At 60.7% G+C, this 24,049-nt stretch carries 31 protein-coding genes; 15 read left to right on the forward strand and 16 right to left on the reverse strand.

Translation table 11 applies throughout. The features are described 5' to 3' along the window. Window positions 1-8 precede the first annotated feature (8 nt). The 9 genes from SIB83_RS09975 (at window position 9) to SIB83_RS10015 (ending at window position 6,280) form a co-directional block, all read left to right on the forward strand. Window positions 9-161: a high light inducible protein gene (locus SIB83_RS09975; RefSeq protein ID WP_066911119.1), complete on the forward strand. Its 153-nt coding sequence runs from the start codon at window positions 9-11 to the stop codon at window positions 159-161. Next, a complete protein-coding gene (rlmN, locus tag SIB83_RS09980) occupies window positions 158-1,198 on the forward strand; it encodes a 23S rRNA (adenine(2503)-C(2))-methyltransferase RlmN (protein ID WP_413745722.1) in 1,041 nt (346 codons plus the stop codon). The genes SIB83_RS09975 and rlmN overlap by 4 nt, the downstream gene beginning before the upstream one ends. Window positions 1,199-1,226: 28 nt before the next feature. Beyond that, the gene (locus tag SIB83_RS09985) at window positions 1,227-2,990 is read left to right on the forward strand and encodes a sodium:solute symporter family protein (protein ID WP_413405505.1); all 1,764 of its coding nucleotides are present in this window, start codon (window positions 1,227-1,229) and stop codon (window positions 2,988-2,990) included. Window positions 2,991-3,029: 39 nt separating this feature from the next. Next, a complete protein-coding gene (locus SIB83_RS09990; protein WP_413405507.1) occupies window positions 3,030-3,155 on the forward strand; it encodes a hypothetical protein in 126 nt (41 codons plus the stop codon). Between the two features lie 15 nt (window positions 3,156-3,170). Continuing rightward, window positions 3,171-3,980, forward strand: a complete 810-nt coding sequence (locus SIB83_RS09995; RefSeq protein ID WP_413745723.1) for a HEAT repeat domain-containing protein — start codon at window positions 3,171-3,173, stop codon at window positions 3,978-3,980. A gap of 66 nt (window positions 3,981-4,046) precedes the next feature. Beyond that, window positions 4,047-4,250: a DUF2997 domain-containing protein gene (locus SIB83_RS10000; protein WP_413405511.1), complete on the forward strand. Its 204-nt coding sequence runs from the start codon at window positions 4,047-4,049 to the stop codon at window positions 4,248-4,250. Continuing rightward, complete coding sequence (locus SIB83_RS10005) at window positions 4,250-4,642, forward strand: DUF1257 domain-containing protein (protein WP_413405513.1); 393 nt, start codon at window positions 4,250-4,252, stop codon at window positions 4,640-4,642. Before SIB83_RS10000 ends, SIB83_RS10005 begins: the two co-directional genes overlap by 1 nt. 31 nt (window positions 4,643-4,673) lie before the next feature. Beyond that, window positions 4,674-5,072: a ferredoxin gene (locus tag SIB83_RS10010; RefSeq protein WP_413405515.1), complete on the forward strand. Its 399-nt coding sequence runs from the start codon at window positions 4,674-4,676 to the stop codon at window positions 5,070-5,072. After that, window positions 5,069-6,280, forward strand: a complete 1,212-nt coding sequence (locus SIB83_RS10015; protein WP_413745724.1) for an aldo/keto reductase — start codon at window positions 5,069-5,071, stop codon at window positions 6,278-6,280. The genes SIB83_RS10010 and SIB83_RS10015 overlap by 4 nt, the downstream gene beginning before the upstream one ends. On the opposite strand, the gene rsmG is transcribed toward SIB83_RS10015, so the two are convergent. After that, the gene (rsmG, locus tag SIB83_RS10020) at window positions 6,256-7,020 is read right to left on the reverse strand and encodes a 16S rRNA (guanine(527)-N(7))-methyltransferase RsmG (protein WP_413745725.1); all 765 of its coding nucleotides are present in this window, start codon (window positions 7,018-7,020) and stop codon (window positions 6,256-6,258) included. The genes SIB83_RS10015 and rsmG overlap by 25 nt on opposite strands. Window positions 7,021-7,048: 28 nt before the next feature. On the opposite strand from rsmG, the gene SIB83_RS10025 reads away from it, so the two are divergent. Together SIB83_RS10025 and SIB83_RS10030 are read left to right on the forward strand one after the other, a co-directional pair. Further along, window positions 7,049-7,609 carry a J domain-containing protein gene (locus tag SIB83_RS10025; protein WP_413745726.1) on the forward strand — a complete coding sequence of 187 codons (561 nt, stop codon included), beginning with the start codon at window positions 7,049-7,051 and terminating at the stop codon, window positions 7,607-7,609. Beyond that, the gene (locus SIB83_RS10030) at window positions 7,551-7,817 is read left to right on the forward strand and encodes a DUF3143 domain-containing protein (RefSeq protein ID WP_413405523.1); all 267 of its coding nucleotides are present in this window, start codon (window positions 7,551-7,553) and stop codon (window positions 7,815-7,817) included. The genes SIB83_RS10025 and SIB83_RS10030 overlap by 59 nt, the downstream gene beginning before the upstream one ends. A gap of 23 nt (window positions 7,818-7,840) precedes the next feature. Here SIB83_RS10030 and bioA read toward each other — a convergent pair whose 3' ends face one another. Further along, window positions 7,841-9,124, reverse strand: a complete 1,284-nt coding sequence (gene bioA, locus SIB83_RS10035) for an adenosylmethionine--8-amino-7-oxononanoate transaminase (RefSeq protein WP_413405525.1) — start codon at window positions 9,122-9,124, stop codon at window positions 7,841-7,843. A gap of 54 nt (window positions 9,125-9,178) precedes the next feature. Between bioA and SIB83_RS10040 the strand changes: the two genes are divergently transcribed. Then, window positions 9,179-9,469 carry a hypothetical protein gene (locus SIB83_RS10040; protein ID WP_413745727.1) on the forward strand — a complete coding sequence of 97 codons (291 nt, stop codon included), beginning with the start codon at window positions 9,179-9,181 and terminating at the stop codon, window positions 9,467-9,469. 18 nt (window positions 9,470-9,487) lie between these two features. Here the strand turns inward: SIB83_RS10040 and SIB83_RS10045 are convergent, their stop codons facing one another. From SIB83_RS10045 to SIB83_RS10060, 4 genes are read right to left on the reverse strand one after another with little or no spacing between them, the layout of a single operon-like run. Continuing rightward, entirely contained in the window at window positions 9,488-9,643 is a 156-nt protein-coding gene (locus SIB83_RS10045) for a hypothetical protein (protein WP_413405529.1), read from the reverse strand. Continuing rightward, window positions 9,640-10,311, reverse strand: coding sequence for a dethiobiotin synthase (gene bioD, locus SIB83_RS10050; protein WP_413745728.1), 672 nt, complete (start codon window positions 10,309-10,311; stop codon window positions 9,640-9,642). The genes SIB83_RS10045 and bioD overlap by 4 nt, the downstream gene beginning before the upstream one ends. 58 nt (window positions 10,312-10,369) lie before the next feature. Further along, a complete protein-coding gene (locus tag SIB83_RS10055; RefSeq protein ID WP_413745729.1) occupies window positions 10,370-11,104 on the reverse strand; it encodes an alpha/beta hydrolase in 735 nt (244 codons plus the stop codon). Then, entirely contained in the window at window positions 11,104-12,264 is a 1,161-nt protein-coding gene (locus SIB83_RS10060) for an aminotransferase class I/II-fold pyridoxal phosphate-dependent enzyme (protein ID WP_413745730.1), read from the reverse strand. The genes SIB83_RS10055 and SIB83_RS10060 overlap by 1 nt, the downstream gene beginning before the upstream one ends. 57 nt (window positions 12,265-12,321) lie before the next feature. Here SIB83_RS10060 and SIB83_RS10065 point away from each other — a divergent pair, with 57 nt between their 5' ends. Further along, window positions 12,322-15,096 (forward strand): DEAD/DEAH box helicase, encoded by a 2,775-nt coding sequence (locus SIB83_RS10065; protein ID WP_413745731.1) that lies wholly within the window; start codon window positions 12,322-12,324, stop codon window positions 15,094-15,096. 11 nt (window positions 15,097-15,107) lie between these two features. Here SIB83_RS10065 and fumC read toward each other — a convergent pair whose 3' ends face one another. The 4 genes from fumC to SIB83_RS10085 all read right to left on the reverse strand — a co-directional run bounded on the left by fumC (window position 15,108) and on the right by SIB83_RS10085 (window position 18,220). Continuing rightward, window positions 15,108-16,505 (reverse strand): class II fumarate hydratase, encoded by a 1,398-nt coding sequence (gene fumC / locus SIB83_RS10070; RefSeq protein WP_413745732.1) that lies wholly within the window; start codon window positions 16,503-16,505, stop codon window positions 15,108-15,110. 19 nt (window positions 16,506-16,524) lie between these two features. Next, on the reverse strand, window positions 16,525-16,632 hold the full coding sequence (locus tag SIB83_RS10075) for an adenylosuccinate lyase (protein ID WP_413405541.1): 108 nt from the start codon (window positions 16,630-16,632) through the stop codon (window positions 16,525-16,527). A 15-nt stretch (window positions 16,633-16,647) separates the two neighbouring features. Beyond that, window positions 16,648-17,943, reverse strand: a complete 1,296-nt coding sequence (gene purB, locus SIB83_RS10080; RefSeq protein ID WP_413745733.1) for an adenylosuccinate lyase — start codon at window positions 17,941-17,943, stop codon at window positions 16,648-16,650. A gap of 61 nt (window positions 17,944-18,004) precedes the next feature. Beyond that, the gene (locus tag SIB83_RS10085) at window positions 18,005-18,220 is read right to left on the reverse strand and encodes a hypothetical protein (protein ID WP_413405544.1); all 216 of its coding nucleotides are present in this window, start codon (window positions 18,218-18,220) and stop codon (window positions 18,005-18,007) included. 98 nt (window positions 18,221-18,318) lie between these two features. Between SIB83_RS10085 and SIB83_RS10090 the strand changes: the two genes are divergently transcribed. Beyond that, a complete protein-coding gene (locus tag SIB83_RS10090; protein ID WP_413745734.1) occupies window positions 18,319-19,146 on the forward strand; it encodes a TlyA family RNA methyltransferase in 828 nt (275 codons plus the stop codon). 21 nt (window positions 19,147-19,167) lie between these two features. Here SIB83_RS10090 and SIB83_RS10095 read toward each other — a convergent pair whose 3' ends face one another. The 3 genes from SIB83_RS10095 to SIB83_RS10105 form a co-directional block, all read right to left on the reverse strand. Further along, window positions 19,168-19,506, reverse strand: a complete 339-nt coding sequence (locus SIB83_RS10095; RefSeq protein ID WP_413323596.1) for a P-II family nitrogen regulator — start codon at window positions 19,504-19,506, stop codon at window positions 19,168-19,170. A gap of 32 nt (window positions 19,507-19,538) precedes the next feature. Continuing rightward, window positions 19,539-19,766, reverse strand: a complete 228-nt coding sequence (locus SIB83_RS10100) for a hypothetical protein (protein ID WP_413405548.1) — start codon at window positions 19,764-19,766, stop codon at window positions 19,539-19,541. A 69-nt stretch (window positions 19,767-19,835) separates the two neighbouring features. Next, a complete protein-coding gene (locus SIB83_RS10105) occupies window positions 19,836-20,051 on the reverse strand; it encodes a DUF4278 domain-containing protein (protein WP_413745735.1) in 216 nt (71 codons plus the stop codon). Between the two features lie 294 nt (window positions 20,052-20,345). Between SIB83_RS10105 and queF the strand changes: the two genes are divergently transcribed. Beyond that, entirely contained in the window at window positions 20,346-20,756 is a 411-nt protein-coding gene (gene queF / locus SIB83_RS10110) for an NADPH-dependent 7-cyano-7-deazaguanine reductase (protein WP_413405552.1), read from the forward strand. Here the strand turns inward: queF and SIB83_RS10115 are convergent. From SIB83_RS10115 to SIB83_RS10125, 3 genes are all read right to left on the reverse strand, one after another. After that, window positions 20,728-22,020, reverse strand: coding sequence for a cytochrome c biogenesis protein ResB (locus tag SIB83_RS10115; RefSeq protein WP_413405554.1), 1,293 nt, complete (start codon window positions 22,018-22,020; stop codon window positions 20,728-20,730). The genes queF and SIB83_RS10115 overlap by 29 nt on opposite strands. Window positions 22,021-22,022: 2 nt before the next feature. After that, on the reverse strand, window positions 22,023-22,691 hold the full coding sequence (locus SIB83_RS10120; RefSeq protein WP_413406290.1) for a cytochrome c biogenesis CcdA family protein: 669 nt from the start codon (window positions 22,689-22,691) through the stop codon (window positions 22,023-22,025). A gap of 85 nt (window positions 22,692-22,776) precedes the next feature. Further along, on the reverse strand, window positions 22,777-24,027 hold the full coding sequence (locus SIB83_RS10125) for an FtsW/RodA/SpoVE family cell cycle protein (RefSeq protein ID WP_413747354.1): 1,251 nt from the start codon (window positions 24,025-24,027) through the stop codon (window positions 22,777-22,779). Window positions 24,028-24,049: the final 22 nt, after the last annotated feature.

The following is a 24,049-nucleotide window of genomic DNA, read 5'->3' on the forward strand; positions in this document are numbered from 1 at the left end:
CTCTGCCCATGCTTGAACCCACCACGATTCCTGTTCGTCGTTTGCCCCGGTATGGTTTCCACACTCACACCGAGCGTCTGAACGGGCGTATGGCCATGCTCGGATTCATCGCCTTGCTTGCGGTTGAAATCAAGCTTGGACACGGTCTTCTGATCTGGTGAGCAAAGCCCTGCTCGGTTGCAGCGAGGCCGAGCTCCAGGACTGGGTGGTGTCCCAGGGGCAGAAAGCCTTTCGCGGGCGTCAGCTTCATGACTGGCTTTATTCCAAGGGTGCCCACTCCCTGGATGACATCACGGTGCTGCCCAAGTCGTGGCGGACGACGCTCATCGATCAGGGGGTGAGCATCGGCCGATTGAAAGAGGTGCATCGCACCGTGGCTTCCGATGCCACAACCAAGTTGCTCCTGGCCACTGACGACGGTGAAACCATTGAAACCGTGGGCATTCCTACAGATCAACGCTTGACCGTCTGTGTATCCAGTCAGGTGGGCTGTCCGATGGCCTGCCGTTTCTGCGCCACCGGCAAAGATGGGCTGCAGCGTTCCCTGCGAACCCACGAGATCGTTGATCAGGTTCTCAGTGTGCGGGAGGTGATGGATCGTCGTCCTTCTCACATCGTGTTCATGGGAATGGGCGAACCGCTCCTCAACAGCCATGCGGTGCTCGAGGCGATTCGTTGCCTCAGCGATGATCTGGGCATCAGCCAGCGCCGGATCACCGTGAGCACCGTTGGGGTTCCGAAAACATTGCCCCAGCTTGCCGAGCTGGCCATTGAAACCCTTGGCAGAGCACAGTTCACTCTGGCGGTGAGCCTGCACGCCCCCAATCAGCGATTGAGGGAGGATCTGATCCCCACAGCCAGGGCCTACCCCTATGACGCTCTGCTCGACGACTGCCGTCACTATCTGGATGTCACGGGCCGGCGGGTGAGCTTTGAATACATCCTGCTGGGAGAACTCAATGACCTCCCTGAACATGCCGAGGAACTGGCCGACCGCGTCGGCGGTTTTCAGAGTCACGTCAATCTGATCGCCTACAACCCGATCGAAGAGGAGGAGTTTCAGCGACCCTCACGCGACCGCATCGAGGAATTCCGCAGGGTGCTGGAGCACCGCGGTGTCGCCGTGAGCCTTCGTTCCAGCCGAGGCCTGGATCAGGATGCGGCCTGTGGTCAGCTGAGGCGATCGCGGCAGAGGTAAGGGAGACTGAGCTGATCTGCGTGGTCCCATGGCTCCGATCGACTGGACCATTCTGATCGTATACCTGGCGGCCACGCTGGCCCTGGGGCTCTGGCTTGCACGACGGAATCGCGGCGAGGACGACTATTTCGTGGCCGGTCGCCGACTCAGCGGCTGGCTCGCCGGTGCGTCGATGGCCGCTACCACGTTTTCGATCGACACCCCCCTTTACGTTGCGGGGATCGTGGGCACACGAGGCCTTGCTGCGAACTGGGAGTGGTGGGGTTTCGGGTTGGCGCATGTCGCGATGGCCGTGGTGTTCGCACCGTTGTGGCGACGCAGCGGTGTGCTGACTGACGCCGCCTTCACGGAGCTTCGATACGGCGGCCCCGCCGCTGCCTGGCTTCGGGGCATCAAGGCCTTTCTTCTGGCACTTCCGGTGAACTGCATCGGCATCGGTTACGCCTTCCTCGCCATGCGCAAGGTGGTCGAGGCGCTCGGCATCGTCTCCGATCAGCCGATGCGGGCAGCGGGTGGACTTTCCGACACTCTGGTGTTGCTGATCATCGTGGCGGCCCTCGTGCTCGCTTACACCGTCGCCGGTGGGTTGTGGGCCGTGGTGATCACCGATTTCGTACAGCTCCTGTTGGCGCTGCTCGGGGCAGGCGCTGTGGCGTGGGCTGCTGTACACGCCGCAGGAGGTATGGAATCGCTGCTCGATCAGCTGGAAGCGCTGGGTCGCCCCGAGCTGTTGTCGATCGTGCCCTGGCGCTGGGGTTCTGAAGGCCTCGACTGGATCGGTGGTGCGGGGATCAGCATTTCCACATTTCTCGCCTATCTCACTGTTCAGTGGTGGAGTTTCCGCCGGAGCGACGGTGGCGGTGAATTCATCCAAAGGATGCTGGCTACGAAAGATGAACAGCAGGCACGGCTCGCAGGCTGGGTGTTCCTGGTGGTCAACTATCTGCTGCGCAGCTGGCTCTGGGTGATCGTGGCCCTGGCGGCACTGGTGCTGCTTCCCGATCAGGCCGACTGGGAACTCAGTTACCCCACACTTGCGGTTCAGTTTCTGCCACCGGTGGTGCTCGGCCTCGTGGTGGTCTCCCTGGTGGCTGCCTTCATGAGCACCGTGAGCACATCTGTGAACTGGGGAGCGAGCTACCTCACCCACGATCTCTATCAACGCTTCATGCGGCCGAACGCCTCTCAGCGGGAGCTTCTGCTGGTGGGTCAGCTCATGAGTGTGATGCTGCTTGTGCTCGGTGTGGTCACAGCGCTGATCAGCGACAGCATCGGAACGGTGTTCCGGCTCGTGATCGCTATCGGAACCGGACCTGGTGTTGTGCTCGTTCTGCGCTGGTTCTGGTGGCGGATCAATGCAGCAGCTGAGCTGTCCGCCATGCTCTGCGGTTTTGTGGTGGGCCTGGTGACCTCGGTGGTTCCACTGCTTCAGATCTCTGACTATGGAGAACGACTGATCGTCACCACCGGCCTCACCGCTGTGGTCTGGATCACGGTGATGCTGCTGACCCCTCCTGAATCCCCGGCTGTTCTCGAACGGTTTGTGGTTCAGGTCCGCCCTCCCGGGCCTGGCTGGAGCCGCTGGCGCCGTGGCCTCGATGCGACCGCTTCTGAATCCCTTTCAGACCTGATTGGGCGATTCCTGTTCAGTTCCGGAGTGCTGTTCGGAGCTCTGCTTGGATCAGGGGCATTCCTGTTGCATCAGCAGCTGCTGGGTTGGTTCGGACTGGTTCTGGCAGTGATCTCTCTGATGCTTCTGCGATGGACCGGTCGCTCCGCTGCTCCGGTCTGATCGGGCAGCAGTCACAATGCTCACAAATCCGACAGTGATTTGGCTTTTTTCCGCAGCACCATTCTTCCCGTCCTGATCGTGGCACTGTTCGCCCTGGCCCTGGTTGCTGTAAGCGCTCGAATCTGGCTTCCAGGCGACATGCTGGCGCCTGCTCCGATCAGCTGAGATTACGATCGATCCATGGGCGATTCATCCAGCATTCAGAACGAGGACCTCATGGCTGAACTGGCCATCGATCCTGATGTGCTGGAGCGTGAACTCGCTGCAGAGCTCATGGGTGATCCACTGGATGAGATTGCCCCGGATGATCCGGAAGGTGATGCCCTTGAGGCGGTCCGAGCCTGCGATGAAGGCCTGGAGTTGCTGAAACAAGGACATGATCAACGCCTTCAGGGATTGCGGGTGTTCTGTGAACATCGCGACCCCCGTGCCGTCCCCCTGCTTCTGCCACTGCTGGATGAAACCTGTCCTGTGGTGCGCATGAGCGCTGTCTATGCGCTGGGCAGAAATCCTTCCCTGCAGGCCGTTGAAGCCCTGTTACGTCTTCTGCAGCTGGACAGCAACGCCTATGTGCGTAAAGCCACGGCCTGGAGCCTCGGTAATTATCCGGATGCTCCCGTGCTCAATCCATTGATCAAGGCTTTGCAGGTTGATGTGGCTTCGGTTCGTCTCTGGGCTTCGGTGTCACTCGCTGAGGCCGGCAGCACATCCCCTGTGAAGGCGGATCTCGCGGCAGGTCAGCTGCTGCTGAGCCTTCGGATCGACAGTGAACCGGTTGTGCGCAGCAATTGCATCTGGGCTCTGGGGAGACTGCATGATCAGCTTGTGAAGCCCCGCCAGGACGAAATGGTTGAGGCCTTCGTGGCAGCTCTTCTGCAGGATCGCGAGACGACAGTGCGTGATGAAGCCCGCACCGCCCTTGAGCAGCTCGATAATCCCGAGCTTGTGGATCGTCTGCAGACTCTGCTGGACGAAGGACTGTTGATCTGATCCCGTTACAGGGAACTCCGGCTCCTGTCGATTCCCTTTAACATGCAGGCAATTCTGTGATGGTGCATGCCTCAGCGCACAGTGCGATTCCGCATTCGTCCCGACGGTCGCGTTGAGGAGCGAGTGGAGGGAGTCACAGGTGACGCTTGCCTGCAACTCACGGATCGTCTTGAGGCTGCGCTGGGCACCGTTGAACGGCGCCAGCCCACTTCCGAGGCCTTCACCACAACTCAGCCAGTCACTCAGTCCCAGTCCGTAGAGCCTTCCTGATGTCCCATTTCAGTACCGTTAAAACCGAACTCCGTCAGCTGGCTCCGCTGCGGGGTGCTCTCGAAGATCTGGGCTACACCCCCGGAGACAGTCAACAGACCGTGCGTGGTTACAAAGGGCAGACCGTCGAAGCTGAGCTGGCAGTCGCCGTTGATGGTGGTGCCGATTTCGGATTCCGCTGGAATGAATCGAACCACTCCTACGAGTTCGTCACTGATCTGGATCTGTGGCGCCAGCCTGTGCCTGTTGAGCGGTTTCTCTCTCGTCTGACCCAGCGTTATGCCCTGAGATCTGTTCTGGAAGCTACCCGTCATGAAGGATTTGATGTCACAGAACAGCGTGATTGCCAGGATGGTTCCATTGAGCTGGTGGTGACCCGCTGGGACACCTGAAGCAGTTTTCTTTGCGGAGCCTGTTGACGACGTGACCGATCCAGCGGCTGCCGCCTACTCCGCAACGTCCTATGACCGGGATGAGCGCACAGGTCTAGAGCCTGTGCTCGGAGGCTCTCTTCGCTCCAAAGCCGTCTGGGTAGATGAAGCTGCCTGCATCGGCTGCCGCTACTGCGCCCATGTGGCCACGAACACTTTTGTGATTGAGCCCCATCTCGGCCGATCGAGGGCCGTTCGTCAGGACGGTGATTCTTCCGACTGCATCCAGGAAGCGATCGAAACCTGTCCCGTGGACTGCATCCACTGGGTCGCTTTCAATGACTTGACGGAGCTGAAGCAACAGCTTGATGCCCAGGAACTGCTGCCAATGGGAGTCCCCACGCCGGCCCGGCCACGTCGTCAGCTACCGCGAAACAACCATCACCGATGATGGAGTGCTCCAGCCTGCCCACACGTCGCTTCGGGCGCACCGAGATCCCCATGCCTGTGCTCTCACTGGGCGGCATGCGATTTCAGCAGAGCTGGACAGATCTTGAGGCTGATGCGATCACTGATCAATCTCAGCGGTTGTTGCAGAGCACACTCGAACGAGCGGTGCAGACCGGCTTCCATCATGTGGAAACCGCTCGCCATTACGGCAGTTCAGAGCGACAGCTGGGCTGGGCCCTGCCGGGTTGTCCCGATTCCTCCCGAATCCTGCAGACCAAAGTGCCACCCCAGGCTCATCCGGCGCTTTTTGAGGCAGACCTTGAGCTCTCCCTCTCCCGACTTGATGTGGATCGCGTGGATCTGCTGTCGATTCATGGCATCAATCTCCATTCCCATCTTGATCAGACCATCCGACCAGGCGGCTGCCTAGATGTGGTGCGTCGCTGGCAGGCCGAAGGCCGGATCGGTCATGTGGGCTTCTCCACCCATGGGGAGACGGCCTTGATCGTTGATGCGATCGAAACCGGTGCTTTCGATTACGTGAATCTGCACTGGTATTTCATCCGTCAGGACAATGAACCGGCGATCGCTGCCGCAAGTCTTCAGGACATGGGCGTGTTCATCATCAGCCCCACCGACAAGGGTGGACACCTGCATACCCCCGGTCCTCGCTTGCTGGAGCTCACCAAGCCCCTGCATCCGATTGTCTTCAATGATCTTTTCTGTCTTCGTGATCCACGCGTGCACACCCTGAGTGTCGGTGCGGCTCGTCCTCAGGATCTCGATCTGCACCTGGAGGCTGTCTCCCTGCTGGATCAGGCTGCCGAGCTGGTGGCGCCGATCGAATCGCGTCTTCGTCTGGCGGAATGCGATGCCCTCGGCACGTCATGGTTGACGAGCTGGAGACAGGGATTGCCCGAATGGCAAAACACTCCAGGAGAGATCAATCTGCCAATGCTGCTTTGGCTGCATAACCTGCTCGAGGCATGGGATCTCGAGGGCTTTGTCAAGGCGAGATACGGTCTGCTGGGTCGTGCAGGGCACTGGTTCCCGGGCGCCAATGCCGATGCCCTGGACAGCAGTGTGAGCGAGGAGCTGTTGATGTCTGTCCTGCAGGACAGTCCCTGGAGGGATCGCATCCCCGGCCTGTTGCGCAGCTTGCGGGATCGGGCAGGTGGATCTCCTCAGGAGCGGCTGTCGTCGTCCTGAACACCCAGTGGCATTTTGGTTGGCATGCCGGTGGCGCGTGGGTAAGTGTCGGGTGTTGCTGCTTCAGGCCCAATCCTGATCAGCGTGCGTGCGCCTCGCTGGGAAGGCAGTTCCATGCGTTGCAGCTTCAGCGAACGAGCTCTCAGCAGCGTCAGTGCTGATTGAAGTTCCTTGTCATCTGTGTCGTGCCAACGCCCGCGATAGAGCAAGCCCTCTCCGCTCCTTCGCAACAACGGCACGAGGTATTCCGCCACCACCGGAGCGGAGCCCACGGCACGGGCCATTGCAAGATCAAACGTGCCTCGACAGCTTGGATCCTGACCAGTGCGTTCCACCCGTTCCGTGCGCACCTGCACCCGATCGCTCAGGCCCAGCGACTGCGCCATTGCAGCCACAGCAGCTGTCTTGCGTCCCACTGAATCCACCAGGGTCAGCTCTGCGCCTGGAAGAGCAATGGCTACAGCCAGCCCGGGGAAGCCTCCGCCTGTGCCCACATCGATGCAGCGGCGGGGAGTGTCTGGGCTCATCAGCTCGGGTAACAGAGGCCAGAGACTGTCAAGAACCTGAGCAATCCAGAAATCCTCTCCCTGCACCAGACGGGTGAGATTGACGCGGCTGTTCCAGTCCTGGAGCAGCTTTTGCAGGTCAATCAACTGCTTCAGCTGTCCGGCGTCTGGGCTCCATCCAAGCAATGACCAGAGCTCAGGTCCCGGATTGGCAAACGGCGATGTATCCGGCATGGCGGCCTGACCATCACTCCTTTCTAGAATGGCGTTGACGCCGCAGGTGCTGCTAACCGCAATGGCCCCTCAGGCTCAGAACATCACCTACTACGAGCGGCTGGGTGTCACTCGCAGTGCGGATCCTGATTCCCTGCGTCAGGCTTTCCGGCGTCTCAGCAAAGCGGTGCATCCAGATACGACCCGTCTGCCGGCCAAAGATGCGGCTCGCCAGTTTCGCTTGCTTCGAGAAGCGTATGAGCAGCTCGCTGATCCACGTCGTCGTCGCTTGTACGACGCGGCACTGCAGGAGAGGGACGCGATGCAGCAGACCGTGATTCCTTCCCTGCCTGTGCCGCACGCGATCGGTCAGCGTCGCCCTCTCTCCGGTGGTGAATGGCTGTCCCTGCTGCTTCTGCTGGGGTCTTTGCTGCTGTGCCTGCTGCTTGGTGTAGGTGTGGCCTGGAGCCGTGGCCTTGAACTTCAGGTGCAGCCGAGTTGGCTGGTGGAGGAGCAGACTCATCTGACTGATGCGCAGCCCGGTGAGTCCGATGGCATCACTTCCCTCAGCGAACACGCCTCTCAATCAGCATTCCCTGCGGGCACTTGAGCAGTGGTTGCAGGCTCTGGGCGCCACTCGCAGTGATCAGGACCCCTGTGACTGGATCTGGGAGCAGCCTGACTGGAGTGCTCAGCTGAGACTTGATCAACAGGACCTCGGAGTGATCTGGACTTCGGAACGGCCACATCGCTCCTGTTCCTACCCCTATGGCCTGACCCGGGAGGATGTGGAAGCGGCACTCCGTCTTGGTCCGTGACGATGAGGGTTTGCGACAGGAGCTCATAGGCCAGGCAGAGCATCCAGTCCACTGTGCAAAGCGTCGTAGCACTGATCCAGCTGGGTGTCGCTGATGCAGAGCGGCGGCAGCAGATACACCACATCCCCGAGGGGGCGGATCAACACGCCCTGATCTCTCACGAGGCCTCGGAGCACCTTGCCCGCAGGGTTGAGATAGCCCTGCTCACCGTCGGTGACGAGATCAAAGGCTGCAATGGTGCCGCAGAGCCTGACGCGTTGCACCCTGGGATGGCAGGCCAACCGTTCCAGCCTGACCTGATGGCGTTGTTCGAACTGCTGATGACACGCTGGGTCAGCTTCGAGCAAATCCAAGCTGGCATTGGCCGCTGCGCAGCCGAGTGGGTTGGCGGTGAAGCTGTGACCATGCCACAGGGTTTTGGTCGGATCGCTGCCGAGGAATTCCTGAAAAATTGCCTCGCTGGCCATCGTGATGCCCATGGGCAGGAATCCTGCGGTCAGTCCTTTGGACAGTGCCACAAGATCCGGCTGGATCCCCGCTCGCTGGGACGCCAGCAAGCTGCCACAACGACCAAAACCGGCGAGGACCTCATCGGCGATCAGCAGGCTGCCGGCGCGTCTGACCTGTTGTTCCACGGCCTGCAGAAATTCAGGTCGAACCATGCGCATGCCGCCAGCACCCTGGATCAGCGGTTCGAGAATCACCGCCGCGGTCGGCGTTTGCAGAGCCAGCGCAAGGTCATCAAGAGCACGCTTTTCACTGGCTTCCACAGTCTCGTCATTCCAGTGGGTCTGAGGCCAGGGGACCCGTCGCACCGGAAACAGCATTGGATCGAAGGGTTCGCTGAACAGGCTGCGTGCTCCAACTGCCATCGCCCCGAAGGTGTCGCCGTGATAAGCCCCTTCAAAGGCGATCAGCTGCTGACGCAGTTCACCCCGGTTATGCCACCACTGCACGGCTGTTTTAAGAGCCACCTCCACAGCGGTGGAGCCGTTATCTGAAAAGAAGACACGATCGAGCCCGGTCCGCTGCGCCAGCCTCAATGCCAGTCGTTCCGCCTGCGGATGGGTGAACTCAGCGAAAATCACCTGCTCGAGCGTGGCGGCCTGTTCAGCGATGGCTGCAGCAACCACCGGGTTGGCATGGCCATGAAGGGTGACCCACCAGCTGCTGATCGCGTCAATCAGGGGTGGCCCTTCCGCTCTGTAGAGAAGAGCTCCCTCGCCTCGCACCACCTGCTCAAGAGGAGGAGTCGTCGTGATCGACGTGAAGGGTGGCCAGAGGTTGGGGTGATGGTTCCGTGACACCGGGCACGCTTGTCGGCCTGTTGTCATCATGAGCACAGGTCAGCGAGGCCAGCCATGGCCATGGATCAGACATATCGAGGCCGGGGTCGGCCATCCTCCAATCGATTTGTTGAACCTGCATCACAGCAGCCCCGCTGCGGTCTAGGTGGCCATGGATGTCGAAGCATCTTTTTTGAAGGTGGATGGCCCTCGATCAAGGCCCGGCTTGAAATGCGTGGCTGGTCACCGTCGCAGATCGAACAGATCCATGAGCAGCTGCGTCAGGGATGGACCCTGACCATGGCGGTGCGGCATGTGGCTCTGCTGATGGGCAGATGCCCACTGCGGTCCAGACCGATGGGCTGAGATCTCTGCGTGAAGCCTCTACCGGCAGACGTCGCTTTCTTTTTCTTCGACAGTTGCTATCGGCCCGCAGTTGAACCATCGCACCAGCTGCACTTCAACGTCGGTGAACAGAACGAGGATGCCGCCGCAGAGGAGCACAACGGCCACGGTGGCCCAGGTCTGACGGCTTGTCATCGGTTGCCAGAATGGTTCGCAAACGCCTCGAACTTAGGGCCCAGGTTCTGGTTGTGCCATTCATTTCGCAGAGCCTCGGCATTGAGAGGATGGAGATGGGGAAGTTCCGCAAGCACCGGAACATCGCCGATCTCGCTGAGAGTTCTTGGATTGTCAGCGTGGACAGGTCCATTCAGGATCAAGCCGATCACAGGGATCCCGCGGTGGCGGAGAGCCTCAAGACTGAGCAAGGTGTGATTCAGTGTTCCCAGTCCGCTGCGAGCCACCAGAACGACCGGCAGCATCCATCGCTGCAGCTGGTCTATCTGCTGCCGGGAGCGGGTGAGTGGAACATGCAGTCCGCCGGCGGTCTCCACCACAAGTGGCCTGGTTCCTATGGGAGGGAGCGTCAGCCGATTCGGATCAAGGCAGGTGTCTTCCAGTTCCGCTGCCCAATGGGGTGAAACGGCTGCCTGGAAGGCATAGGTCTCCGGAATCCAGCGATCGGCGGGAAGGTCGATCAACCTGATCACCCGCTCACGGTCACCACCCTCCTCCAGACCGCTCTGAACCGGTTTCCAGTACGTGGCATTGAGCCCCTGAACCAACAGGGCACTGACCACTGTTTTGCCAACGTCCGTGTCTGTGCCGCAGACCACAAGGCGTAGTGCTGCTGAGGTCGGTGTCATCGTTGCTGTGCTTCAGCTGCATGATCGACCAGCGTTGCTGATGCGTCGATCAGGAGGCTCACCTTTCGTCATCCAGCCATTGCCGAACCCGCACGAGCAGGTCGGGAACCAGCAGTGCATGGCCGACACCGCTGAGATTCCAGTGCTCGGGTTTTTGCTCAAGATGACGTACCAGCGCCTGCAGGAGTTCCCGGCTCGCCGCCGGGGCAACGATCGCATCCTCTGCAGCCTCCACCACCAGCACACGTGCTGTTTCCGGCAGGCCCTCAGGCAGGCCGTTGGTTCCGATCAGACGATCGAGATCAGCGCGCAGACGCTCCCGGCTTCGCTGGGAAAGGTCCTGCTGTTCCAGCCCCGGTGGCAGACCTTCCAGGCCAGCCGGTTGCGCGGCCCGTTGCAGAAAGGTTCTCAGCATCGTGGACTCCCCGGCTCCGCCAATGGCTTTGCGCATGCCTTTCAGGCCGGTGCGCAAGGCCCTTCCCTCGGGTCCCTCCGGAACGAATCGCCCGAAGCTGGCGAGCAGCACCACATCCGTGGCCTGGTTCAGCACGGAGGATTCCAGCAGATGGGGGCCGAGGGAATGGCCGATCACGACCCTGCGCGTTGGCTTCGGCTGCTGCAGAAGTGTTTCGGCGCAGGCTGGTTCGGCCCAGCTGGGATTGCAGGATCGCCTGTTGCCATAGCCACGTTCACCGCTCTGCCAGAGCCAGCCGCGATGGCAGAAATGACGCTCCCATGGAGCCCAGGAAGTGCTTTCGCCGCTCCAGCCATGCATGGCGATGACCTGTCTCATCAGGCAGCGAGGGCATCTGAGAGGGCCTTCAGCAGTGATTCCAATGTTTCATCGGGAAGGCAGCGATGCAGAACCAGACGCAGTCGGGCGCTGCCTTCCGGCACCGTTGGTGGACGGATCGCAGCTGTGAGCAGACCTGCAAGCTCAAGCTGGTGTTGCAGTTTCAGGCAGTGCTGATCGTCACCGACAATCAGCGGCAGGATCGGCCCACGACCCTTCGGCCTGGCCCAACCGGCTTCGGCCAGTCGGTCGCGCCAGTTGTCACCGCGCAGCACCAGTTGATGGCCCCAGTCCGGGTTGGCCCGCATCAGCTCCAGGGCGGCAAGCGCGCCTGCTGCCAGAGGTGGAGCCAGTGCGGTTGTGTACCGGAAGGCACCGCTTTCCTGCAGAAGCTTTTCCCCGCGTTCGCTGTCGCAGGCCAGGAAGGCACCGCCGCTGCCGAAGGCTTTGCCAAATGTGCCGCTGAGCATCGTCACCCTTTCTTCCCCGAATCCAAGCCCTCGGCCTCCGTTGCCGAGCACTCCCAGGGCATGGGCCTCATCAAGCAGCAGGTGTGCACCGTGGCGTTCGCAGAGGGCTGCCAGATCATGCACCGGAGGGCTGGTGCCTTCCATGCTGAACAGGCTTTCACTGATCACAAGCAGGGGTGCCTGCGGACGATCGCTACGACTGCGCAGCAAAAGTCGCTCCAGTGATTCGAGATCGTTGTGGGCAAAACGCCTGAGTCGGGCGCCGCTGGCCTGGACACCCACCAGCAGTGAGTGATGGATCAGCCGATCCGCCACAACGGTGGTGTGGCGGTTGGCCAGGGCACTGACTGCCGCAAGGTTTGCTTGAAACCCGCTTGGAAACAGCAGCACTCTGTCCCGTCCCAGCCAGCAGGCCAGCTCTGATTCCAGCTGGGCATGCACCGGGCGACTGCCGCTCACAAGTCGGGAGCCACCGGCACCCACTCCGCTGTTGCGCAGTTGCGCCTCAGCCGCGGCGATCAGGCAAGGATGACGGCACAGACTGAGATAATCATTGCTGGCCAGATCCAGCAGCGCCGGACCGGTCGCCGAACCGTGCTTCGAACCAGCGGCCACCGCCTGCAGGTGCTCCCGCCGTTCAGTGGGAGACCAGCTGCGCAGCTGACGGCGTCGGGCCGGAGAAGTGCTCATGCAGTGCAGTCTCGGTCCATGCCGATCATGTTGCGGCGGCGTCCCTAGGATTCAGTCATGGCGGAGCAAGACAGCCAGGCTTCACATTCCGCTCAGGGGAGCTCCCCGGATCCGGCGCAGTTGTTTCCCTTCCCGCTGGATGATTTTCAGCTGGAGGCGATCGACGCTCTGAACCAAGGACATTCCGTGGTGGTGAGTGCACCCACGGGATCCGGCAAGACGTTGATCGGCGAGTACGCCATTCATCGAGCCATGGCTCATGGCCAGAAAGTCTTTTACACCACACCGCTCAAAGCTCTCTCCAATCAGAAGCTGCGCGATTTCCGCGAGCAGTTCGGTGCCGAGAACGTCGGTCTGATGACCGGCGATCTCAGTGTCAACCGGGAAGCTTCGATCGTGGTGATGACCACGGAGATCTTCCGGAACATGCTCTACGCAGAAGCCGATGAGCATGACGACCCCCTGGCCGATGTGGAGGCCGTTGTGCTCGATGAGTGCCACTACATGAACGACTCTCAGCGCGGCACGGTCTGGGAGGAATCGATCATTCATTCGCCGCCTCCGGTGCAGCTTGTTGCTCTCTCGGCAACGGTGGCCAATGCCGGGCAGCTCACCGATTGGATTGAAAAAGTGCATGGCCCCACCAGGCTTGTGCTGAGTGACTTCCGGCCCGTTCCGCTGCAGTTCGGTTTCTGCAGCGCCAAGGGTCTGCATCCCCTGCTCAATGAGCAGGGCACAGGCCTCCATCCCAACTGCAAGGTCTGGCGAGCTCCCAAGGGGCATAAACGCAAGGGCCGTTCATCCCGGCCACCTCAGCCCGAGCCACCACCGATCAGCTTTGTGGTGGCACAGATGGCCGAGCGCGACATGCTGCCAGCGATCTATTTCATCTTCAGTCGACGTGGCTGTGACAAGGCCGTGCGCGACCTAGGGGTGCAGTGCCTGGTGACCGAGGCTGAGCAGGCCCGAATCCGTGCATGCTTAAGGGCCTACACGACCGCCAATCCTGAAGCCGTTCGCGACGGCCTGCACGCCGATGCTTTGCTGCGTGGAATCGCCGCGCATCATGCCGGAGTGCTTCCTGCCTGGAAGGAGCTGATCGAGGAGCTGTTCCAGCAGGGGTTGGTGAAGGTGGTGTTCGCCACCGAGACACTTGCGGCAGGAATCAATATGCCTGCGCGCACCACAGTGATTGCTGCACTGTCGAAACGCACAGAGCGTGGTCATCGCCCCCTGATGGCCAGTGAATTTCTGCAGATGGCAGGTCGCGCAGGCCGACGCGGACTTGACTCCCAGGGGTATGTGGTCACTGTGCAGAGCCGCTTCGAAGGGGTTCGTGAAGCCGGTCAGCTGGCAACGAGTCCTCCAGATCCGCTGGTGAGCCAGTTCACCCCCAGCTATGGGATGGTTCTCAACCTTCTGCAGCGCCATGATCTGGCCAAGGCGCGCGAGCTGGTGGAACGCAGTTTCGGGCGCTACCTGGCCAGCCTTGACCTGGTAGAGGAGGAGGAGATCCTCGAGCAGTTGCGTCTGCAGCTCGGGCAGTTGCAGGGGACGGCTGGCGATGTGCCGTGGGAAGACTTTGAGGACTACGAAAAACGGCGCGGGCGATTGCGCGAAGAGCGTCGGCTGATGCGCATTCTTCAGCAACAGGCTGAGGAAACCCTGGCCCATGAACTCACGCTTGCGCTGCAGTTCGCGAGTGTCGGAACGCTTGTGAGCCTGAAAGCCCCGCAACTGCGAGGGGGGGTCACCCCGGCTGTGATCGTGGAGAAGTGCGAGGGACCGGGACAGTTCCCTCTCCTGCTCTGCCTCACCATTGACAATGTCTGGCTTCTGCTGCCCTGTCAGGCGGTGGTCAGCCTGCATGCCGAGCTCAGCTGCCTGCAGGTTGATGGTGTCCGACCTCCTGAGCTTGGACGTGCCGGAGAGCTGCGCCATGGTGATCAGAACAGTGGCGGTCTGGCCCTCGCGGTGGGGCACATGGCTCGGCGCCACGACATGACAACTCCTCAGTACGACCTGGCAGGGGAAGTGCTGTCGCAGGCGCAAACGGTGCAGACGCTCGAAGCTGATCTGGAAGCCCATCCCGCCCATCGCTGGGGCGACCGCAAGCAGCTCAAGAAGCACCGCCGGCGCATGGAGGAACTGGAGCTGGAGATCGGCGAGCGGCAGCAACTGCTGCATCACCGTGCCAACCGTCACTGGGAGACCTTTCTTGCGCTGATGGAGATCCTTCAGCATTTCGCAGCTCTTGATGAGCTTGAACCCACGGAGATCGGGCGCACGGTGGCGGCCCTTCGCGGCGACAACGAACTCTGGCTGGGGCTGGCCCTGATGAGCGGTCACCTTGATGATCTGCCGCCGGCGGAGCTGGCCGCGGTGTTTGAAGCGATCAGCACCGAGGTGAACCGCCCAGACCTTTGGAGTGGATTTCCAGCGCCGCCCCGTGCGGAAGAGGCGTTGCATGATCTCTCCGGTCTCCGCCGGGAGCTGTTGCGTGCGCAGGAACGTCACCAGGTCGTGGTGCCGGCCTGGTGGGAGCCTGAGCTGATGGGACTGGTGGAGGCATGGGCCAGCGGCACCGCCTGGAATGATCTGATTGCCAACACCTCCCTGGACGAAGGTGATGTGGTGCGGATCATGCGCCGCACTGTGGATCTGCTGGCACAGGTTCCCTATTGCGAAGCGATCAGTGAGCAGCTGCGCAGCCACTCCCGTCAGGCTCTCAGGGCGATCAATCGTTTTCCTGTCGCTGAAGCCGATGATCTGCAGAAGGCTGAAGCATCGGACTCAGAGGGACTCAATCCCGCGACGGAACGGGCCGCCTGATTGCTTGTTCTTCAGCCCTGCTGTCGTGCCATGTCGGCGGGATCGACGATGCGGTCGAAATCCTCGCCGCTGACATAACCCAGATCCAGAGCTGCATTTCTGAGGCTGAGGCCCTGTTCATGGGCGTATTTGGCGATCGCACTGGCTTTGTCGTAGCCGATGATCGGCGCCAGAGGCGTGACCAGCATCAGCGATTGTTCGACATCCCTCTGAATCCTGGCTCTGTTCGGTTCGATCCCTTCGACCATGGCCACCCGGAAGCAGCGACAGGCATCCGTGAGCAGGGTGATCGACTGCAGCAGATTGAAGCCGATCAGTGGTTTGTAGACGTTCATCTGCAGATGGCCACCGGAACCGGCCATCGCCACAGCCGCATCGAGACCGATCACCTGGGTGCACACCATGGCCATCGCCTCACACTGTGTCGGGTTCACTTTCCCGGGCATGATCGAGCTTCCCGGTTCATTCTCGGGCAGATGCAGCTCCGCCAGACCTGCGCGCGGGCCACAGGCCAGAAGCCTGATGTCGTTGGCAATTTTGAGCAGGCTTCCCGCAAGCAGTCGCAGCTGGGCCATGGCATGCACCAGCCCGTCATGGCTCGCCATCACAGCAAACTTGTTGGCAGCTGAGCTGAAGGCCAGTCCTGTGAGCCTGGCCAGTTCCTCCGCAGCCTGCTCGGCGAAACCGTCGGGAGCATTGAGGCCGGTTCCCACCGCCGTGCCCCCCAGTGGCAGCGGATAGACCTCCGCCAGGCTGGATGCAACACGGGTGCGGGCGACCAAAATCTGGTCCCGCCATGCCGATGCTTCCTGGCCCAGGGTCAGCGGAACCGCATCCTGCAGGTGGGTGCGACCGATTTTCACGAGGTCCTTCCAGAGCTCCGCCTTGGCTGCAAAAGCACCGATCAATCGGTCGAGTTCGGGCAGCAGGCGGCGTTCGAGACCTTCCGCGGTCGCCAGATGAATCGCTGCCGGAAAGGCGTCATTGGTGGACTGGGAGCGGTTGACATGGTCATTCGGGTGAACTGGCCTGTGGCTGCCGAGCGGTTCGCCGGCGGCCCGCGCAGCCAGATTGCTGATCACCTCATTGACGTTCATGTTCGTCTGGGTGCCGCTGCCGGTCTGCCAGACGCGCAGGGGAAACTGATCATCGTGCTGTGCATCTGCCACTGCCGCTGCGGCGGTCACGATGGCGTCACACTCTGATTCACTGATCACTCCGAGGCTGGCATTCACGCAGGCTGCCGCCTGTTTGATGCGTGCGAGCGCATGAACAAGCTCCACCGGTACACGGGTATCGGCGATGTCGAAGTTCTGCAGGGACCGCTGGGTCTGTGCTCCCCAGAGGGCATCTGCAGGGACTTCGACGGCCCCCATGCTGTCGTGTTCGGTTCTGGTTGCGTCTGGCATCGCAGGGCAGATGAGTGCGTTACGGGTCTGGACCCGCTCCGGGCCGCAGCACGAGGACAATGATCAGCAACATGCCGCTGACGCTGACGACCACGTAAATCCAGTCTGCATAGGGGGTCCAGAACATGGTTCAGGCCAGGTCTCAGAGTCCCAGGCGGTCCCAGATCACCCCCAGGTTCGCCTGGTGAAGATCGGTACTGAAGCAATCGTTCAGTTGCTGAGTGTCGAGCCTGGCCGTGACTTCCGGGTCCGCTTCAAGATTGCTGCGGAAATCCCCCCCGTCGTTGTTCCAGGCGCTGTGGGCGTTGCGCTGCACCATCCGATAAGCGTCTTCCCTGCTCATTCCCGCATCCACCAGAGCGAGCAACACCCGCTGGCTGAACACCACACCGCCGTACACGTTCATGTTGCGGAGCATGTTTCCCGGGTAGACCCCAAGACCTGCCACCACAGCTGTCATCTCCCGCAGCATGAAATGCAGTGTCACCGAACAGTCGGGGAGCATCATCCGCTCGGTTGAGCTGTGGCTGATGTCTCGCTCATGCCAGAGCGCCACATTTTCCAGGGCAGCGACGACATAGCTGCGCAGAACCCTGGCCAGGCCGCTGATGCGTTCACTGCGGATCGGGTTGCGCTTGTGCGGCATGGCCGAGCTGCCTTTCTGACCCTTGGCAAAGCTTTCTTCCACCTCGAGCACATCAGTGCGTTGCAGGTTGCGGATTTCAGTGGAGAAGCGGTCCAGTGAGGCACCAACCAGCGCCAGAGTCTGCACGTAATCCGCGTGCCGATCGCGAGAAATCACCTGAGTGCTTGCGGTGTCGGCTGTCAGTCCGAGTCGTTCGCAGGTGAGCCGTTCCACCTCAGGGTCGGTGTTGGCGTAGGTGCCCATGGCTCCACTGACCTGACCCACGGCCACATCCCGTTCCAACCGTTCGAGGCGCTCGTCATTGCGACGGGTTTCGGCCAGCCAGCCGGCCAGCTTGAATCCAAACGTGATCGGTTCACCATGAATGGCGTGGGAGCGACCGATCATCACGGTGGATTTGTGCTCCGCCGCCAGTTTGGCGATGGCGGCGTCGAGGGCGCTGAGTTCCTTCCTCAGCAGTACGACGGATGCTTTGAGCTGCAAGGCCAGACCTGTGTCCAGCACATCGCTGCTGGTCATTCCCACGTGGATGTAGCGACCCGAGGCTCCGACGTGCTCGTTGACGTTGGTCAAGAAAGCGATCACGTCGTGACGCACTTCCGCTTCGATCTCAAGGATCCGCCCTGGCTCAAAAGCCGCCTTGCTGCGGATGTCCTCCATGGCTTCCTTTGGAACGCGTCCCAGGCTGCAGTTGGCCTCGCAGGCCGCCACTTCAACGTCAAGCCAGCTCTGATACTTGGCCTGGTCGGTCCAGATCGTGCCCATTTCGGGCAAGGTGTAGCGCTCGATCAAGGGATCGCAGACAAACGGTCAATCCCTGACCATACGGTGACGCTGGTTCATCTCAGCGAGCTCAGGCAGAGCGCAGACGGCGATGCTCAACCTCCCATTGCACGTGCAGTCCCCAGGCCTGTTGTCTCACCGTGCAGAGACCTCCCCTGCATTCGATCACCTGGAAAGGTGGGAGATCGCTGGGGTGGTTCTCGATGGTGACGAAGGTGCCGGGGTGCAGAAGTTCCACCACATTGCGAGGCTTTGGGCGGTGGCGTGGGTGCTGCTTGGCGGACATGACCGTTGTGCGGCTCGGAACGATCCTCAAGGAGTTGTCAGCTCTCAGGGGCGAACCATGCAAGTTTGTTCGGATTTCGACTCTGCTTTTATGAAGAAATGGCTCGCAAACGCCGTCTGGATCTGCATCTGCTCACTTTGGGCCTGGCCTCTTCCCGTCAGCAGGCCCAGCGTTTGATCCGTGCCGGCAAGGTGCGCGACGCCCATGGACAGCGCCTCGAGAAGCCTGGACTGGAGGTGCCGGAAGATGCTCCCCTTGAGGTTGAGCAACCGCCGCGATTCGTTTCAAGAGGTGGAGACAAGCTCCTGGGTGCCTTGAAGATCTTCCCGGTTGAGGTGCGTGGACGGGTCTGCCTCGATGGCGGAATTTCGACCGGTGGGTTCACCGATTGCCTGCTGCAACACGGTGCCAGCAGGGTTTACGGCATTGATGTCGGGTATGGCCAGACTGCATGGAGTCTTCGTACTGATAAGCGGGTGGTCCTGCGGGAACGCACCAACCTGAGACGTCTGACGGCTGAAGACCTCTACGGTGAGCATGAACAACGTCCGACGCTGGCTGTGGCGGATGTTTCGTTCATCTCTCTGCGGCTTGTATTGCCGGCCCTGCGGGGTCTGATGAGCAACGAAGGTCCAGATGCTGATCACTGCGAAGCCATCGTGCTGGTGAAGCCCCAGTTCGAGGTGGGGCGTCAGAGAGTCGGCAAAGGTGGTGTTGTGCGTGACCCCGCTGCGCACGTGGACGCCATCATCGCCGTGATCGAAGCCGCCAACCCGATCGGATGGAAAGCCAGAGGCCTGGTGGCTTCACCACTCACCGGCCCTGCCGGAAACCATGAATATCTCCTCTGGCTGACCTCACAGGAGGATCGGGACTTCAACCACAGTGTGATCAACAGCGTTGTGTCAGACACTCTGAGCACCTGATCCAAAGCCGTTCTGGTGGACTCAGAGTGCAGAACTGTCGCGATCGCCTGTGCGTATGCGAACCACAGTGTCAACGGGAGAAATGAAGATCTTGCCGTCACCGATCTCACCGGTTTTTGCCGCTTCGGCGATGGCATTGACCACAGTGTCAACACGCCCATCGTCGATCACCACTTCAATCTTGAGCTTCTGAAGAAATTCAACGGTGAACTCAGAACCGCGGTAACGCTCCACCTGACCTTTCTGACGACCGAAACCACGAACCTCGCTCACGGTCATGCCGACGATCCCAGCATTGACCAGAGCAAGTTTGACGTCTTCAAGCTTGAAAGGACGGATGATCGCTTCGACTTTTTTCATGGCTGTTATCCGGCTTTGGAAAAGCTAAGAGCTCAGGCGTGTTGTGTTGAAGAGAGGGAAGGCAGCGGATTTAGAAGGAGGCCTGCCAGGGAAGCGTCCGCCATGAGCGTCTCAGCATCTGTGCGGCTCACGATCACGTGACCTTCTGCGAGAAGCTCCCAGTGCTCAGATTCGAAATGGGTCTGAAGCCAGAGGATTCCATGAACGCTGGCAGGTACCAACCGGAAGGAGGTGCCTTCAGCGAGCAAGCGGAGATCCATGAAGAAGACTCAGTGACCAACCCATTACGGCTCGTCAGTCCCTTTGCGGATGTACGCGTTGATACCGAATCAGGAGTTGACGAGATTTCTGGCCTGCGCGCAGCGGTGCTGATAGATGCTGCCTCGGTAGTGGAGTTCCACAGTCGTTTCCGCTGCAGCTGCGTGGCTCAGAGGGGCTTCGTAGTGCTGGCCGCGATAGGTGTGGTCGACCTTGGCCTGGCTCAGGCGTTCATGCTTTGCCGGGTCGTAGGGGATGCCCCGGTAGGTGCGCTGTGTTCTGGTCATGTGAGTGGCCTCGAAGGGATGGTGTGTGCTCCGATCGTTGATCGGGATCGCTTCGTGGGAGAGAGCGTTGCTTCGCCGTGCGGGTGGCTACTTCCGGCTGGAAGAGACTGCTGGAGCGGTCCCGAGCCCAACGGTTTGTCTCTCAATGCATTACTACCGCATTAATGTTGTTCACGGTGAACAGTTTGAGCTAAATCGGTCCAGAAATTCCTGGTTTCTCGAGTGTTCCTAAGCGATGGTGGCCGTGGGGTCGGGTTTTAGTGTCTTCACATACCGTTGTCTGGCTTCCCGCCCATGAGTGCATCACCCGCAGAGACGACCCGCACCCCTCTCTATGGCGAGCGGGCCATTGCTGATGCCGAGCTGATTTGTTTTGACAACCCTCGCGAGGGCCGCGCTTATGAGGTCTCCATTGAGCTTCCTGAATTCACCTGCCTCTGCCCGTTCTCCGGGTATCCGGATTTCGCTGTGCTGCGACTTCTTTATCAACCCGGACCGCGTGTTGTTGAGCTGAAGGCCATCAAGCTCTACGTGAACAGCTTCAGGAATAGGACCATCTCCCATGAGGAGGTTGCCAACCGCATCCTTGATGATCTAGTCGAGGCCTGTGATCCGGTCTGGATGCAGCTGGAGGCGGATTTCTATCCCCGTGGAAACGTGCACACCGTGGTGCGCGTCAGCCATGGAGAGCGTCAACCCTGTTGATCAGCTGGGGTAGCTCCGTTGCGAAGCCTGCGAGGTTTCGGTTGCACAGCCCACCAACATGCAGTTTGGCCTGTTGTGTTTCAGCTACCGCCCAGATCTGACGCGTGGCCACCATGCTCAGTCCACCTCCGAGAAGCGTGATCGCAAAGCCTGCATAAACCAGTGGAACGCCTGGATCCCGCTTGAGCAGCAATCCGCTGGCCGGCATGATCTCGACCACTCTCAGTGGCAGTCCCTGAATCTCAGCACCGTCTCCTCCGGGCCTGAGGTTGGTGAGCAGATTTCCGTCTGCATCAAACACCTGCACCGGTCCCTGTTCGCTGCTGGTGCTGAGGAACACCGGTTCACTCCCGTCCGGTCGCGTTGGCAGCACCAGTCCCCAGATCTGATCTCCGAGCTCAGGGAAGGTGCTCAGCGGTAGTTGAAGCAGGGGGCTTCGGCCGATCTGCACGGTGATGGTCGCCAGTGACCAGTCCGCCTGATACACGGTGATGCCCTGGTAGCGCAAAGGATGGTTCACGCTGATGTTGCGTTGTTCCTCAGGGTTTCCCTGGGGGGTCAGCAGCAGGGTGGAACTGAACTGTTCCGGCCGACCAGCAGGATCCCTCTCAATGGCGAAATCCTGCAGGGTGAGGCTGAGTCTGTTCTCCCCTGAAGGACTGAGCAGGTCCAGCGAGCGTCCAGGTGCGAGAAATCGCTCGAGACGTTGTCCCGCCAGGGCACCCCAGGCCGCTCCGATCAGGAGCATCACCAGGCCCGTGTGAACCAGCAGAGGCCCCACACGCCCGACAACACCCCTTCGGGCCGCAAGTCGTCCGGTCTGCTCTCTGACGTTCCAGCCCTGCCCTCTGAGCTCGGAGGCCAGTCCGTTCAGCGCGGCACCACTGTCAGTGCAGGAGATGGTCTCGGCAAGAGCCAGTTTGCTCAGTTGACGGGGACGGGAGTAGTCGGTCCAGCGCAGTGCCGCCTTCAGGGTGGGCCACTGACGCCTCCAGCTGCACAGCGTGAGTGCCAGCCCCAGCAGGGCCAGCAGCGAAAGAAACCACACGCTCGAATAGACGTGATTGAGCTGCAACTGCAGCATCAGGTCTCCGTTGATCAGCCCCAGCCATGGATCTGTATTGAACCGTTCCAGATAGAGCTCAGGGTCTTCCTGCTGGGGAATGATCGTGCCCACCGCACTGGCCAGAGCGATGAGCAGCAGCAGCAGAATGGCCAGCCGCAGGCTTGAGATCAAGGCCAGCATTCGTTTCAAAAAACGCATGCTCAGACAAGCCTCGACAGCAGGGTGAGGGTGCCGATCGTGAGCAGCACGACGCCACTGATGCTCGGGATCCAGCGGCTGATCGAGCGCATCGCCATCAGTTTGGGAAGTGACGCGGCCATGCTTCCCGCAAGCAGCAACGGCAGGACCTGGCCGATTCCGAAGCAGCTCAGAAAGAGAAGGCCTGTTAGCGCATTGCCGCTGCTGGCGATCCAGCCCAGCAGAACGGCCAGCACAGGGGTGGTGCAGGGAGAGGCCGCGAGGCCGAACGCAAGACCAGCTGCGATAGGCGCAAGAGGTGCGGGCACTTTTCGGCTCCATGCGTCGGGGTCTGGGCCGCTCGGAAGTGGCAGTCGCACCACTCCAAGAAGGTTGAGTCCCATGACCACTGCAAGCAGAGCCACCAGGGTTGGGATTAGTCCTGGCACCTGACCGTAGATACCTCCGAGCAGTCCGCTCAGGCTGCCCAGCACCACCAGGGCCCCGACAATGCCCCCGCAGAAGGCAATGCTGCGCTGCCAAGGCGGTTGCTCGCTCTCGAAACCGGCGAGATAGGCCAGCGTCACCGGCAGCAGAGAGAGTGAGCAGGGGCCGAGACTGGTCAGGGCTCCAACCACCAGCACGGCTCCCAGGCTGAGTGGACCAGGCTGCTGGAGTGCATGGTTCAGCAGGTCTTCACCGCTTCGGGCCAGATCGGACAGTGCCAGGTCAAGGAAGGCGATGGTGAAGCCGATCAATGAGAAATCGGAATTCAGCCTATCGATCAGAACGTTGCCGGCGTCGATCAACCGCCGGTCGTTGCCCCTGCCCACGTCCACCGATCAAACCCGTGGATTCGAGGGAGCAGCGGATCAGGAGTCCAACGATCATCAAACTTGACAGCAATGAGTTGCCCCCGTAGCTGACCAACGGCAAGGGCAGACCTGTGGTTGGCATTGCCCCGGAGGCCACAGCCACATTCATCACGGATTGCCCCACCAGGAGCGCCGAACAACCAATCGCGACGAGCCTGGCCTGATTGTTTCGGCAGCGAAGCGCAACACGCAGCCCCAGATAGCCGATCAACATCAGAAACAGCAGCAGCAGCAGGGAGCCCACCAGTCCGAATTCCTCGGCATAGACCGCGAAGATGAAGTCGGTGCTCTGAATCGGCAGGTATTGGAGTTTCTGGGTTGAGAGGCCGAAACCCTGGCCGAACACACCACCCGAGCCGATTGCCAGCAGGCTTTGAATCAGTTGATATCCATTACCCTGAGGATCCTTCCAGGGATTCAGAAAGGAGATCACCCGCAACCGTTGATATTCATTGATCAGGATGCTTGCTGTGCCCAGCAATGCGCCTCCGATCGCCGTGCCGAACAGCTGAAAGAGGGGCAGTCCGGCGGAAAAGGCCATGAGCCAGATGAGAAGGCCGGTGAGTGCCGCGGTGCTGAGGTTGGGCTGCTTGAGAATGAGCAGCACCAGAACTCCGAAACTGCTCAGCCACAGCAGCTTCTGATCCAGGCCTGTCCGTTTCCAGTGAGCGAAGAGAGTCGCAGCTTGCAGCACCACGAATGGTTTCACGAGTTCGGAAGGCTGAATCTGAATCGGCCCGATCACCAGCCAGCGGCTGGCCCCGTTCACAGTGGTTCCCATCACCAGGGTCGCTGCAATCAACAGGCAGCCGATCCAGAGCGCTGGCCCTGCCAGCTTGAGCCAGCGGCGCAGATTGATTGAGGCAGTGAAGGACATCAGGCTCCAGCTGGCTGCCATCCAAACCAGCTGTCTCTTGACGTAATAAGCCCCTTCTCCCTGTTCACGGGCCGCCACCCACCAGCTGGCTGATGCGAGCACCAACAGACCAGCCAGGCTCCAGATGGCCGTGAGTGTCAGCAGCAGGCGCGCCTCCGCTGGCCAGAGTGACCAGTCGAGAGGCAGATAACGCTGCCACAAGGGCTTGGGCACTGAAGCGGCCTTGTGTCGTTCGCGAGCACTGCCCTGAGGTGAGGATCGACTCCTTTTGGAGATCACAGTGGGGCTGCTCAAAACG

The organism is Synechococcus sp. MIT S9507, from assembly GCF_047304715.1.
Taxonomy (GTDB): Bacteria; Cyanobacteriota; Cyanobacteriia; order PCC-6307; family Cyanobiaceae; genus Synechococcus_C.